12 protein-coding genes are annotated in these 13,049 nt (G+C 59.1%); 9 read left to right on the top strand and 3 right to left on the bottom strand.

The features are described 5' to 3' along the window. Nucleotides 1–242 precede the first annotated feature (242 nt). From RR51_RS06245 to RR51_RS06235, 3 genes are all read right to left on the bottom strand, one after another. On the bottom strand, nucleotides 243–1,598 hold the full coding sequence (locus RR51_RS06245; RefSeq protein ID WP_039612949.1) for an aminotransferase class I/II-fold pyridoxal phosphate-dependent enzyme: 1,356 nt from the start codon (nucleotides 1,596–1,598) through the stop codon (nucleotides 243–245). Beyond that, a complete protein-coding gene (locus RR51_RS06240; protein WP_039612948.1) occupies nucleotides 1,598–2,983 on the bottom strand; it encodes a hypothetical protein in 1,386 nt (461 codons plus the stop codon). The genes RR51_RS06245 and RR51_RS06240 overlap by 1 nt, the downstream gene beginning before the upstream one ends. A 513-nt stretch (nucleotides 2,984–3,496) precedes the next feature. Continuing rightward, nucleotides 3,497–4,519, bottom strand: coding sequence for a zinc-dependent alcohol dehydrogenase family protein (locus RR51_RS06235; protein WP_015270146.1), 1,023 nt, complete (start codon nucleotides 4,517–4,519; stop codon nucleotides 3,497–3,499). Nucleotides 4,520–4,725: 206 nt separating this feature from the next. On the opposite strand from RR51_RS06235, the gene RR51_RS06230 reads away from it, so the two are divergent. From RR51_RS06230 to RR51_RS06190, 9 genes are all read left to right on the top strand, one after another. Continuing rightward, nucleotides 4,726–5,640 carry a LysR family transcriptional regulator gene (locus tag RR51_RS06230; protein WP_039612947.1) on the top strand — a complete coding sequence of 305 codons (915 nt, stop codon included), beginning with the start codon at nucleotides 4,726–4,728 and terminating at the stop codon, nucleotides 5,638–5,640. A gap of 347 nt (nucleotides 5,641–5,987) precedes the next feature. Beyond that, nucleotides 5,988–6,287 carry a His-Xaa-Ser system protein HxsD gene (gene hxsD, locus RR51_RS06225; protein WP_039612946.1) on the top strand — a complete coding sequence of 100 codons (300 nt, stop codon included), beginning with the start codon at nucleotides 5,988–5,990 and terminating at the stop codon, nucleotides 6,285–6,287. Next, on the top strand, nucleotides 6,284–7,771 hold the full coding sequence (gene hxsB / locus RR51_RS06220) for a His-Xaa-Ser system radical SAM maturase HxsB (RefSeq protein ID WP_039612945.1): 1,488 nt from the start codon (nucleotides 6,284–6,286) through the stop codon (nucleotides 7,769–7,771). Before hxsD ends, hxsB begins: the two co-directional genes overlap by 4 nt. After that, nucleotides 7,771–9,006: a His-Xaa-Ser system radical SAM maturase HxsC gene (hxsC, locus tag RR51_RS06215; protein ID WP_039612944.1), complete on the top strand. Its 1,236-nt coding sequence runs from the start codon at nucleotides 7,771–7,773 to the stop codon at nucleotides 9,004–9,006. Before hxsB ends, hxsC begins: the two co-directional genes overlap by 1 nt. After that, nucleotides 9,003–9,611, top strand: coding sequence for a His-Xaa-Ser repeat protein HxsA (gene hxsA, locus RR51_RS06210; protein ID WP_039612943.1), 609 nt, complete (start codon nucleotides 9,003–9,005; stop codon nucleotides 9,609–9,611). Before hxsC ends, hxsA begins: the two co-directional genes overlap by 4 nt. A gap of 50 nt (nucleotides 9,612–9,661) precedes the next feature. Continuing rightward, nucleotides 9,662–10,075, top strand: coding sequence for a hypothetical protein (locus RR51_RS06205; RefSeq protein WP_039612942.1), 414 nt, complete (start codon nucleotides 9,662–9,664; stop codon nucleotides 10,073–10,075). A gap of 32 nt (nucleotides 10,076–10,107) precedes the next feature. Further along, entirely contained in the window at nucleotides 10,108–10,413 is a 306-nt protein-coding gene (locus RR51_RS06200) for a hypothetical protein (RefSeq protein WP_039612941.1), read from the top strand. Nucleotides 10,414–10,547: 134 nt separating this feature from the next. After that, entirely contained in the window at nucleotides 10,548–11,498 is a 951-nt protein-coding gene (locus RR51_RS06195) for a hypothetical protein (RefSeq protein WP_236693255.1), read from the top strand. Nucleotides 11,499–11,626: 128 nt separating this feature from the next. Beyond that, on the top strand, nucleotides 11,627–12,097 hold the full coding sequence (locus RR51_RS06190) for a hypothetical protein (protein ID WP_039612940.1): 471 nt from the start codon (nucleotides 11,627–11,629) through the stop codon (nucleotides 12,095–12,097). Nucleotides 12,098–13,049 lie beyond the last annotated feature (952 nt).

The raw sequence follows: 13,049 nt of genomic DNA, 5'->3' as shown, positions 1-13,049 counted from the left end.
GGGTCAGTTCGGTGGCGCTGTCTGTGGAGCGGCCTTGTGTCGCGATGGGCTGCGCAGCAGCCCCGGCGAACTGGCCCGCACGACGGCGGTGTCGGCCTGTGCGAATACGTGCAGAACATTGACCTGTTCGACTACATCGCGGTGTCGGCCTCATCGCAGCACAAGGCTGCTCCTACAAAGGATGCGTCAGGCGAGCGATATCTGTTCTTTGCGCACAGCACCGCCCGACATCCCCCGACGGCTCAAGGTATAACCCCGGCGGGCCGGCCACAGCGCAGTTCCAGCACCTGGGCCAGGCGCTCTACCGCCTGTTGCAGCTCCCCCGGGTGATCACCCAGCCACGCCATCGCCAGGCACTGCTGGTAGCGCCCCTGCAAGCTGAACTGCTCGCCCGGCATTGCGTGCAGCGCTGAACCCGCCAACGACGCGGCAATATCCGCCCATGGCAGTGGCTGGCGAAAGCGCACCCACAGGGTCCGACCGCCCTCCGGCATTTCCAATGCCACCCGCTGGCCGAACTGCAGCTGCAGCTCACGCGCCAGGCATTGCATACGCTTTTGCAGGTCCGTACGTAGCCGCACCAGTTGCGTCTCGATCTCGCCTTTGCCCAACATGTGCGCCAGCGCTTGCAGGCGAAGCGGTGCAAGCCGAAACGCACGCTCCGCGAAAGCCTTGGCCAGCCCGGCATCATGGCCCAGCAAGTAGGCATAGGGCGCCTCGCTCCCCACTGCGGCATCGAACGCCCCCATCACCAATAACCAGCGGGGGTCGACCCAATCGCGCAGGCGCATATTCGGCGGCCCGCTGTAACAGTGCTCACTGTCCAGGTCGTTTTCCAGCACCCATACAGAGTGCTGCCCAAGCATCTGGCCAAGCTGCTGCTGATAGTGCGGTGATACCAGCCGCCCCTGCGGCATGCCAAGGCACGACGGCATCACGAGCATGCACACCGGCTCGCTATCCAGTAGCCAGGCCAGGGCGCGCAGGTCCGGGTTGCCGCAGGTATCCAGTGGTACCTCCAACACTCGCATGCCAGCGCGGGCCAACGCGCGCAGTACCTGCCAGCAACAGGGCGAGTGCACCACCACGGTTCCTCCTTGCACGGCCAACGCCGCCAGCAAGGTCTCCAGCAACGCCTGCACATCCGGAGCCAACTGAACGTCCTCGGCACGCCAGTACCGGTTGGAGGAACGGGTATAGCGTTCTGCGACGGCATTGCGCAGGCGGGCGCTGCCGGGCGCGTCCCAAGGGGCACCATTGTGCGTGCGCTGACGTGCCAGGCGCCGTTCGTGGCTGAGCAGGGTTCGCTCCAGCATCGGCTGTGCCGGCAGGGGTGCCTGCAGAGGCATGGCCGCGGCAGCATCCTTGGCAGCGCCCTGTACGTAATAGCCCGACCTGGGCAGGCATTGCACGCGGCCCTCCTCTTCCAGCAGGCTGTAGGCACTCTGTACGGTGGCCAATGACACCCGCAACCGCCGGGCCAACTCGCGCAACGACGGCAAACGGCAGGGGCCACTTCGTGGAGCCTGGTCGATCAGGGCTTCCAGGTAGCGATAGACCTTGCGATAGGCGAACTCTCCGGCGCCCGATTGCTCCATCAAGGCGGCCCCGCATGACCACGCCGCCGCCCCGCTGCCCGCCGCGGCAGCAACCTCAGCTGTACATCGCGACGGGCCAGATGGCTCATCAGGCGCCAGGAGGCCAGCGGCAGGCCCCCGCCATAGATCAACCTGAGTTGCCCCAGCGGCAGGCCGCTGGTGTTCACCAGCCAGTTTTTCACCGCTTCAGGGCAGGGTTTACCCTGCAAGGCCCGATGCAGATATGGCAGCGCCACCAGCATGTCGGCATGCCAGCACTGCAGAAAACGCTCCAGGTTCTTCCCCTGCCTGGCAAACGGGCTGAACAGCAGGCACACCTGTTGGATCTGGTTGATGCCGTATGCCCTGCCGAACTGCAGTTGATGCACATCGCGCCGCTTGTTGGCGCCCGGCTGGCCAGCCAGCCGCAATGCTGGGCGACTTGCCTGCGGTTCGAGACTGCGCGCGTGCAGTTCCTGCAACTGCGCCGGGGCCAACGGCTCGACGAACGCGGCCAATGGCCGGGCGTCCTGGCCCCCCTCGAAGCGGCAACCGAGCATGAGGTCAAGCTGCTGTTCTTCGAGCAATGGCGGCAGCAGGTCGTCAATGGCAATCAACCGCACCGGCGTGTTTTGCGGCGCCGCCCCCACGGCCGGTTCCGCCAGGGCGCTCGATGGGCCCCCGATGCTGCCGTGCAGGCGACTGAGCCCCTGTGCCAGCGTCCCCAGGCACTGGTGCACCGAATGCGAACCCCGCTCCCCTGCCAGGCGCAAGCTGCGCCGTGCCCAGGCAAGGTACCGGCGGCGCTGGCTCGCCGGGATGGCGGTGATCAATACATCCGCAGGGGTATGCGCCTGCAGCGCAAAGCCCACCGCGGCCGCCAACTCCAGGTGCAGGCGACTCCCTAGCAGCGCTTCGGGGCTGGCGTCGACCAGGTGACCGAACATCAGCATCGCGTCCCTCGCCAAAAGCCAGCTTTCGGGCGCGGCAGGGGCATGCCGGCTGAACGGCACTACTTCACGCCCCTTGATCATTTGCAGTTGCACCCGCGGGTCATCCTGCAAGAACAGCGCATTGAAGCCGCGCTCATGGCATTCGAGCGTGGCACTGTCAGCCACGGGCAGGCTCACTACCAGCACCCGCAGCTGGAAGGTTACCGGCGCACGCAGGGCGATACTCAGTTGTGCGGCACGCAGCATCGCCAGCAGCCGGGCACTGCGGTGATCGTTGCCTTGCAGCACCAGCAAGCGGTAGGTGCCGATGTATTCTGGCCCGCCTGCAGCAACCAGCAGCCGTTGTATCAACAACTGCAAGGAAGCACGCTGCGCCTGTGACATATGACTGAGCAAGCGCTCGAGTACTTGCTGGTAGATATAGTGCATTGCCTGGTCGTGAATAGCAGTCACGAAATCACCTCATCAACTTCATGCAGCCAGCGCACGTTGATCAGAGAACCTGAACATCAACATGCCCTGAACTTTTCCAGAAGAAATTTCCTACAACTAATTGGAAGTAATGACGTAACCAGTCACTGTCGCCAAGACATCGAGAAAAACGCATCGTAGCGACGCCCCGCCGCTGCCATACACCGCCCTGGCCTGGGCATAGCCATGCTCATTCCACGCTCCTTGCGCAAACTATCATTGAGCCATTATCGAGGGATGCAAGGCGAATAAAAGATACAGATCAGGGTAAAAAAACCATTCAGAAGAGGTGAGAAAACACATTGACCGCGAGGGAATAACGATTCAAGGCAAAAAGCTTGGCGGAATATTTCGACCAACCTCCGAGTGATAGCTTAAATATAATCCGCATCTCTTTTTATTGTAGGAAATTTCCTTTTTTGAACATCAATCATGATGTACCAGGCACAAAAAACCCGGGACACTGCCCGGGCTTCCTGATGACGCAGACCGCTGTCAGTGTTGCGCCATGTCCAGCACCACGCGCCCGCCGCATGGGCATTGGTCCATGTAGCGATGCGCCTCCACCACCTGCTCGAACGGGTAAACCTTGATGATCTGTGGTGTCAGCAACTGGTCGGCAGTGAACTGGTTGATATCGCGCAAGGCGCGCTGCAGCGCCACCTGGTCCTGGCTGATACCCAGCTCCGGCTTGCCGGTGAAGTTGCCGATGCAGTGCACATAGAACTGGATGTTCTTCTGGAACGCCGCGCAAGCCGGGAATGGCGTCTGATTCCCGCCTTGCAGGCCATACAGCACCAGGCTGCCGCGCGGTGCCAGAACATCGCCGAGCAGCGACATCTGCGGCCCACCCATGCCATCCAGGACCATGTCCACACCACGGCCATCGGTGTACTTGCCAACCTGCAGCAGCAGGTCCTGCTCTTCGGTGACAATAACCTTGTCGGCGCCCAGGCCCAGCAGGTACTCACGCTGTTCCGGCTCCTTGGTGGCGGCGAACACCTTCAGCCCCAGGGCCTTGCCCAGTTGCACGAAGGCAGGGCCCGCGCAGTGGCTGGCATCGGTGACCAGCGCCGTCTGCCCGGCTTTCGCCCGGGCCAGGTCGACGTAGGCAAAATACGCGATCAGCAGCGGCGTGTAATGCACGCTGGCCTCGATCGGGGTAAGCACATCCGGATAACGGGTAATTGCCGAACGCGGCAGCACGATGACATCGCCATACACCGGGTGGTCGTTGGCACTGGTGGCCGGGAAGCTGGCAACCCGGTCACCCACCGCAATATCCTCGACCCCTTCACCGACCGCGGTCACCACCCCGGCCATCTCGTGGCCGATCCCCGCCGGCAGGCGCGCCTGGGACGGTGCCAGGTTCTGGCGCCAGAGCACGTCATACCAGCTGACGCCAACCGCCTCGACGCGGATTTGCACCTCGTCGGCAGCAGGTGACGGTTCGGCCTGCTCCTCGCAACGGAGCACATCGGCAGCGCCGAACTTGTGGAAACGGATCATGCGGGACATCGCATACCTCGCCTTTGTGAACCTCTAATTACCACGGACTTTATCCGGGCTTTGCCGGTTAGACCATCAGTGGTCATTAATAGTCGACATGCCTGTCATCGATTGGGCACCTGACTTTACCTGCGATTGGTCCCCCTAAACCCGTGCAGGGTACCAGCCTTTGGCCTTAAGATTCACCTCTGCCCCACTTCAGGCGAAGCTCACCGATGAATCGAAACGACCTGCGTCGCGTAGACCTCAACCTGCTGATCGTGTTCGAAACGCTGATGCACGAACGCAGCGTGACCCGTGCCGCGGAAAAACTGTTCCTCGGCCAGCCCGCCATCAGCGCGGCGCTGTCACGCCTGCGCAACCTGTTCGACGACCCGCTGTTCGTGCGTACCGGCCGCAGCATGGAGCCCTCGGCCCGGGCCCACGAGATCTTCGCCCTGCTGTCCCCGGCGCTGGACTCGATTTCCACCGCCGTCAGCCGCGCCGCCGAATTCGACCCGGCCACCAGCAATGCGGTGTTCCGCATCGGCCTGTCGGACGACGCCGAATTCGCCCTGCTGCCGCAGTTGCTCAAGCGCATTCGCGCCGAAGCGCCGGGTATCGTGCTGGTGGTGCGCCGGGTCAATTACCTGCTGATGCCGACGCTGCTGGCCTCGGGCGAGATCTCGGTGGGGGTCAGCTACACCAGCGAGCTGCCAGCCAACGCCAAGCGCAAGGTGCTGCGCCGCAGCATGCCGAAACTGCTGCGCGCCGACAGCGTGCCCGGCGCCATCACCCTGGACGACTTCTGCGCGCGGCCGCATGCGCTGGTGTCGTTTGCCGGGGACCTGTCGGGGTTCATCGACGAGGCGCTGGAAGAGATTGGCCGCAAGCGCCATGTGGTGCTGGCGGTGCCGCAGTTCAACGGGCTGGGGAGCTTGCTGGCGGGCACCGACATTGTCGCTACGGTGCCGGACTACACGGCGGATGCGTTGACCGCGGCGGGTGGGTTGCGGGCCGAGGATCTGCCGTTGGACGTGCGCAGTTTCGAGCTGCACATGGCCTGGCGCGGGGCGCAGGACAATGACCCGGCAGAGCGGTGGTTGCGGTCGCGGATTCAGATGTTCTTTGGCGACCCTGAGAGTCTCTAGTCGCCGCCGGATAGGCTGTTCGGCTGATCATTCCTGCCTTTCCACAAACCATGGAGCTCTATTTACTTCCAGTGGATTGCTACATTGGGGGGCATATTTGAGGGCATGCTATGGATGGTTTGAAAAGGATGCCCTCAGCCTGAGGCCAAGCAGGTTATAGATGGCGATGGGTGGACTGAGGGAGATATGAACCCGCGACCCTACCCCGTCTCAATGACCGAGCCGTAGTGAGCTCACCACCCGCCACGCTGGACAAATGCGTGCAAATGTAAAAAATTATGATGGCATAATGCCTCGTCAACCGGCAAAATCCACACGCTCCCAACGGATTTGAAGGACCGGTTCCGATGACATGGCCAGTCACGCTGAAACTCGACAGTGCAGCCTACCCGCTCAGCGTGGTGCAACGCGCCGCTTATTCCCTGGCCGACACTGTCACGATCCAGGTCGGTATTGAAGCCAATCAGATAAGCCTCACGGCCCACCCCGCTGAAGCAAGGCTAACGCTTTCCCCGGAGCAAGCTCACTCGCTGATCCTTCAGCATCTGAACGACTTCGCCCTACGCGACCATATCAACCGCGAAACAGTAGGGTTGCGCGAAGTCCTGGCCCGAGCCGCGCTCGCTGGATGTGGGATTTCCCAGTGACACTGATTGCGACAGACGCCAAGCACTACCGCTTGCTGCCTTTTCGATTCATGCGCATGAACACGGGAAATGACCGTGACATCCTGCTCACCTCCGATACCGGTGAGTACATGCACGTGAACGACGCGCAATTACGAGCCCTCAGTTACTTCGACGTTCAAGCAAGTACGCCTTTTTACAAGGACCTGCTGGCCCGCCACTTCATCTACGAACCAGGCCGCCACGATCCGTTCCCGGAAATGGCCGCGCAATATCGGAGCCGAAAGGACTTCCTCTTCCAGGGCCCTGCACTGCACTTGTTCGTGGTTACATTGCGCTGCAACCACACCTGCCAGTACTGCCAGGTATCGAGGGCCCCTCTGGGAGGATCCGGCCACGATCTATCGGAAGCAGATGCACAGGCGGCGGTCGATCGCCTGTTCGAATCGAACGCTCCCGCCTTGACTGTGGAGTTTCAGGGTGGCGAGCCGCTACTGGCCTTCGAGCGCGTCCGCCAGATTGTCGAATGGGTCGTTGAACGGAACGTGGTCGAACAAAGGGATATCCAGTTCGTCATCACCACCACGCTGCACCACCTGACGGAGGAAATACTCGACTTCGCAGAACAAAATCGCATCCAGTTTTCGACTTCGCTCGATGGGCCGGCGCCCTTACACAATGCCAACCGCCCTACCCCGTCACGAGACTCCTACGAACGCACTGTAAAAGGCATCCAGTGGGTCCGTGAGCGCCTTGGCCATGATGCAGTTTCCGCGCTGACCACGCTGACTTCAAGAAGCCTCGAACAACCTGAAGCGATCATCGATGAGTATGTAAGCCAGGGCTTCTCCAGCATTTCGCTTCGGCCTCTGAGCCCTTATGGGTTTGCCACCAAGAGTGCCCATCGACTTGATTACCCTATTGAGCGATACCTGGCCTTCTACAAGAAGGCACTGGCCTATTTGCTGCGTATCAACCAACAGGGCGTATACCTCTCAGAGAGTTATACGAGCCTGTTGCTGAAGAATATCCTGACACCCTTCTCCTCTGGCTATGTAGACCTGCGCTCCCCTGCTGGCGCAGGCACTGCGGCGCTGGTTTACAACTATGACGGTTACGTCTATCCCTCGGACGAAGCCCGAATGTTGCTGGAGATGGGTGAAGACGGCTTGAGACTCGGCACCGTGCAGCAACCCTTGTCTGAACTACTCGCATCGCCCGTTATGAAGGCGTTGCTCACCAGTGGTGTAGCAGAGGCGCTGCCGGGCTGCTCCGATTGCGCACTTGTCCCGTACTGTGGTGCTGACCCCGTCGAACACTATGCCCGCCAAGCTGACCCGATCGGACACCGAGTGTTCAGCAGCTTCTGCAAGAAGAATATGGGGCTGCTGAAGCATCTTTTCGGCCTGCTTTGCGATGGCGACGACAACGTGCAGAGGGTGCTGCTGTCTTGGTTGAACAGGCGCTCTTACAGCGATGTCCGGTTCCCGGGTTACAGAGGCTGATGGCGATGCTGCGCAAAGATACCCACTTCGAAATCCATCACCTGAATGAGCCGAAACTGCTCAAGGTCATCACACTGGATGAGTTCATCGAACAAGGCCTGGCTGTTTGTGCCGGAAGCGCTGAGTTCGGTGACCTGCTGCTTTGGCTGCCAAACGAAGAACGGCTACGGAGCCCGCATCTGCTCTCATTACCAGTGGGTGGATTCCTGATCCCGGAGCCATTGATCGGCGACTTCGACAGCGCGCGGCCATACCTGCACACCCCCAAAGATGCGGATGTCGTGCAGCCTGGCGATGTCATTGCCATCACACCAGGCAACGCGTTGGTGCGAGTGCTCTATCGACGAGGCTCAGACAGCAACCTGCTGTTCATGACCGATCGTTGCAACAGCCTCTGTCTGATGTGCTCGCAGCCGCCCAAAGATATCGATGACCGTTGGCACATCGAGGAGAACCTACGGCTAATCGACCTGATGGACCCGGGCGAGGAAAATCTGGGAATCAGCGGCGGAGAGCCAACGCTTTATCGCGACGGCCTGCTGGAAATCCTGGCCAAGTGCAAAGCCGTTTTGCCGCAGAAATCCATCCATGTGCTCAGCAACGGGCGTCTGTTCCAAGACCCGAGCTGGATCGCAGCGCTCTCTGCCATCGGCCACCCTCAGTTGAGTTGGGGCATCCCGCTGTATGCCGACAATGCCGAAGACCATGACCATGTGGTACAGGCTCCAGGCGCGTTCAGCGAAACCCTGCAAGGTCTTTACAACCTGGCGCGCGCCAACCAGATCATCGAGATACGCGTGGTGCTCAATCGCCTGACCACGCCACGCTTACCCGAACTTGCTCATTATGTGTTCAGGAACCTGCCCTTCGTGCGGCATGTTGCGCTGATGGGTATCGAAAGTACCGGACTGGCCAGGAAGAACTACGAAGAACTATGGGTTGACCCGCTGGACTATCAAGAGTCGTTGAGCCAGGCCGTGTATTTCCTGTTTAACCGGGGAGTGCTGGTTTCGATCTACAACTTGCCCCTGTGCCTGATCCCGGCCCACCTCTCGCGTTTCGCCCGCCAGAGCATCTCGGACTGGAAGAACTTGTTCATCGATACCTGCCAGCAATGCGCTGCCGTCAAGCATTGCTCTGGCTTCTTCAAATCCCACACCGTCCGATGGCAGAGCCGCGGCGTACAACGACTATCGACCGAGGCCTTTAGCGCCTATGCAAGGAGTGCACAGTGAAACTGCTCGACCGCTGGAAAGTCCTCATCAGTGGGATCAGCTTGCTGCCAATGGCAGGTACCACCCTGGCACAGGCGGGCAATCTGTCGCTCGCCGAGGCGAACTGGCAACCCAACGACAAGCTACAGCCCCCGGTATTTGCCGATACGCTCAATGCGCCAGACACCGTGAACATCTATGCAGCACATCGCTCACACAGTTCACACCGGTCCCACAGTTCGCACAGTTCTCACTACAGCGGCTCGGGTGGCTATCGCGCACCTCGCTACTACAGCCCACCCGCTACCAGCACCCGAAGCTACAGCGCGCCGAGTGCTTCGAGCAGCACGTCAAGCAGCAACAGCCTTTATCAGTCGTCTGGCACTACCAGCGGGACAAATTCGAACACTTCAAAGAAACGCGCGACCAAGGAGCAGAAAAGCAACCTGGTAACCCGTGTGCAGACCGCGCTGATGGTGCGCCAGTATTACCAAGGCACCATTGATGGGGTGATGGGCAAGGCGACACGTGGTGCGTTGATGGCCTTTCAGATGGACAGTGGGCTGACCGTGAATGGCCGGATGGATACGCCATCGCTGAATGCGTTGGGTATCAAGATTCCATAAGTCGCTTCAGGCTAAAGCTAGCGTCCGTTCAGCAACGAAGGAATTATCCCATGCAGCACATCACTCAAGTCGACAACACTCTCTGGGCATTGGTCAGCCGCCTGCAAGGCAAGGAACTGCAAACACCGTCGCGTAGCGCCCGCTTCCGTATCGTGACTGTTGATGCAAATCGCGTTGTGATTGAGACCGGATCGGAAGACTCGCAGTTGGTGCTGACTCGAGCAGCTTTCCAGCAAACGTTGGACTACCTCGCCGGTAACAATCATTTCGGCCAAGCACAGGCTGTGGAAATCAGCTCCAACCATACGTACGAAAAAGCCGGCCCACTTTGCCAAGCGGCTCGTTACAGAGCAGAAGGCAAGCCGGGCCGTACCAACATCACCTACATTCTGCCGATTCTGGAGCAGTGCCAGGCAGTCGGCATCCGGTCCACCACCCCAAACAGCATTTGGCTGCTGCCCTGAACAGCTCCTCATATCTTTACAAGGACGCCAACATGTACGCCAAAATGGACACCTTCCGCCCCAGCAGTGCCGCGTCGTTTGATCAACCCTGCAAGGTTACGATCGACATCGAGTTTATCACCGTATCCTATGACGACGCGGGGCAGACCTGGCAATACCGAGGCCAGGCAAAAGGCCCGGGGCATTACGAACTGCAAGCAGAAGGCTTCGACGGCAAAGCAACGCTGCACCGCTTCGAAGGCTCGAATGTGCTGGATGGCACTTGGGTCGAAGACGGCGTACGCGGGAAGTGGCGAATTGTCTGCCAGCCGATTGATTCGTCATTCGTGCCCACATAAATAAACTGAACTCGTGGGGGTTTGATGGGCCGCCTAGGGGTCATCCACCTCAACTGGCAGAACAGGACGTACATCAAGGCGGCCAAGCATTGCTATCCGCATGGATTCTAGAAGCACTGAAAAGAAGTTCAAGGATGAAAATGATAGCTCTGAAAGTAAAACTGCTCGCCAAATTGCAGCAATATTCCGTATCCCAACGGTTCTATCTCGCCTCGGTAGTTACGTACCTCATCACGATGGCAGCTTCCCAATACACAGGCATATCCGCGCTTACCATCGGGACGACGGTCACGGCTGCATTGATAATCTGCGGATTCATTGCCTGGTGCATCCCTTTCGCCCGCTGGCTCCATACAGCATGGGATAAGCCATTCGCCAAAATGCCCCTCATCATTATGCATCTGCTTGCACTGCTGATATCCACAGCATGCGCGCGTTTCGCGGTTGCCGAGACGTTAGGGCTGCCCCCTCAAAGTTTTGATCTGACAGTCGGCTTTCTCGCGTTACTGTTCTATATTCCATCGTGGCTGCTTGTGGTGGCAATACTCCTTGGTCTGACAGCAGTGCTGATCATGGTCATCGCGATGATCAGCCTGCCATTCGAAGCAACTTGGCAACATATGACCCGCTTGGCCGCGCTCCTCGACTTTCAGGCTAAATTCAAACAATCGCGCAGTATGATCATGTTCCATGGTGCAGGTGCTCTTATCATTAGCGTGCTATTTGCCATGAGCTTCGACTACCTAACCGACAACTTCAGCCCGGCCTTCAAGGCCGTGACCAAAGTCATTGCACTACGAAGTGATTTCCACAAGGCCCCGAACTATCCCGACGTGCGGACTGGAGAATATGTGCATCCGTTGGAGAATGGCTTTATTGCTTATGCCCGCGAACAAGAAGACAAAAGTGTCATCATTGGCGTTCGCTTACAGCCTGCCGAGAATTACGATGTCGTGGTGTCGACTATCCCGCCTCTCAAGGTTGCAATGACAACCATGGCAGAACACGTCAAGCAATCCCCTGCGCTGATTTGGCTGCTCAGCAGCGCTGCTTCAGAGACTAAGTCTGACTCGATACTGCGTTAAACCTGGTTGCCGAGCCAGCAGGACAGAGGTTCGAGACATCAGTGGATGAGTCAAGGTCGCACAGTCGTCTCTGAAAAAATACGGCCTAGCGGTCTGACCCGCGACACTGAAACAATCATGGAGGAAACATGCAGATCACATTACAAGGTGGGGAAGACCTGGAACAGGCACTTCGCGAGATACATCGACGAGCTTGCACGTATGAGGGACCATTGGTGCACCAGTTCATGGAGCTGGCCAAGCTCAGCGCGCCAGTCGAGCCTGATGAGCCCCTTGGAGAGGAGCCACAGCGTAATAGGACAAGCAGCGGCTACGCGGAATCCGCGAGGCGCAGCGAGACCAAAGAGCGATTTGAAGAGGCCCTGTCGTTACTGATGGTGCTCGCTTTTCCGGTGAACAGCGGAACCGAACAAGCAGTTCGCCGCGAACTCAACGAGTTGCTCGCACGCGACCAGCAGGTCGAGTCAATGCATATGCGCGTCGGCAACCGAAAAACCAACCTACGACATAACCTTGGACGGCGCCCGACGAAGCAGCAAATTGCGTTACGTGAAGCGTTGCTCAAATTTCTCCCACGAGAGACCAAGGAGGATTTATGAGTACGACTCCATCACCCCTGGCGGCAAGCACCAAAAAAAATAAGAAGAACCAACCGGCAGCACCTGACTTGGTCAAAGCTGTGGGCGCGCTCTTCGATATTGCCGCGAAAGCGCCTCCCCCTCTGCAACTACAAGCGATGACCCGCGATAAGCTGTACGAAATGCTGGTTCTAGCTCGTTTGCTGAGGGTATTTCGGCGTGCACACCCTAAAGGGTCAATCATTCATCGGCCACCCTCCAAAGGAGGTAAAGCGTCTGAGGTGATTGTGGCGAGTAAACCAGCTCTAGCTGATCGCCAGAGGTTCTCACACTTTGATCTGCTCGATGCCGTTGGCCGACCAGTAGGGGAAGCTTGGACGTCGGTCGAGTTTGAGTCGCTGAGCTGGGCGCATAACGGCGGATCTCCGGGAAACGCCCCCCGCCAGGCCCGACACGAGCTTGACGTCTGTGTACTTGAACCTGGCGCGGGAGAGCGTCCGTCTCACTTGCAGGTCTTTGCGGGCATCAGTTGCAAAGACGTGCGCAGTTCCTCGAAGGAGAACGTACGTGAGGCAATGGGGCTACGGCGCGAAACAGCATTCCTACACCGGCCTGTGCAAAGCCTCGCCCCTTGGTTGGTGACTGAGGTCCCCGCGAAACCGAGTGCACCGATCCTTCTAATCAGCTCCGACGTCGGGATAAGGAAATACTCATCACCAGTTGACGCCTTGGGCGTCTATGTCCGATTCGTGCGCCGCCCCTGGGAAGCAGAGGTTTAAACCCTTATTGATCAAACAGCCAAGCCTGGAAATCTAAACGGCATGTTCCTACTGTCGCCGCCACCGACGTTTCGGTGGTGAGCAGCCACCCTGTCTCTCCCCGTACCGGCATCGTTTGCCCAGGGTCAACATATACCCTGAACAGCTGCATTGGGCGATTGCTACGAGAGCGGATTAGCTTGTCCTTGATGAGC

It is taken from the genome of Pseudomonas sp. C5pp, from assembly GCF_000814065.1.
In the GTDB taxonomy this organism is placed as follows: Bacteria; Pseudomonadota; Gammaproteobacteria; order Pseudomonadales; family Pseudomonadaceae; genus Aquipseudomonas; species Aquipseudomonas asiatica.
Note: the sequence above shows the minus strand (reverse complement) of the source record. Positions and strands in the feature narration are given on the sequence as shown.

Excerpts from the sequence above, each read along its gene's own strand:
- RR51_RS06245 (WP_039612949.1), bottom strand. The coding sequence starts at position 1,598 with ATGGAGCAATCGGGCGCCGGAGAGTTCGCCTATCGCAAGGTCTATCGC.
- RR51_RS06235 (WP_015270146.1), bottom strand. The coding sequence starts at position 4,519 with ATGTCCCGCATGATCCGTTTCCACAAGTTCGGCGCTGCCGATGTGCTC.
- RR51_RS06230 (WP_039612947.1), top strand. The coding sequence starts at position 4,726 with ATGAATCGAAACGACCTGCGTCGCGTAGACCTCAACCTGCTGATCGTG.
- hxsD (WP_039612946.1), top strand. The coding sequence starts at position 5,988 with ATGACATGGCCAGTCACGCTGAAACTCGACAGTGCAGCCTACCCGCTC.
- hxsC (WP_039612944.1), top strand. The coding sequence starts at position 7,771 with ATGGCGATGCTGCGCAAAGATACCCACTTCGAAATCCATCACCTGAAT.
- RR51_RS06205 (WP_039612942.1), top strand. The coding sequence starts at position 9,662 with ATGCAGCACATCACTCAAGTCGACAACACTCTCTGGGCATTGGTCAGC.
- RR51_RS06200 (WP_039612941.1), top strand. The coding sequence starts at position 10,108 with ATGTACGCCAAAATGGACACCTTCCGCCCCAGCAGTGCCGCGTCGTTT.
- RR51_RS06195 (WP_236693255.1), top strand. The coding sequence starts at position 10,548 with ATGAAAATGATAGCTCTGAAAGTAAAACTGCTCGCCAAATTGCAGCAA.
- RR51_RS06190 (WP_039612940.1), top strand. The coding sequence starts at position 11,627 with ATGCAGATCACATTACAAGGTGGGGAAGACCTGGAACAGGCACTTCGC.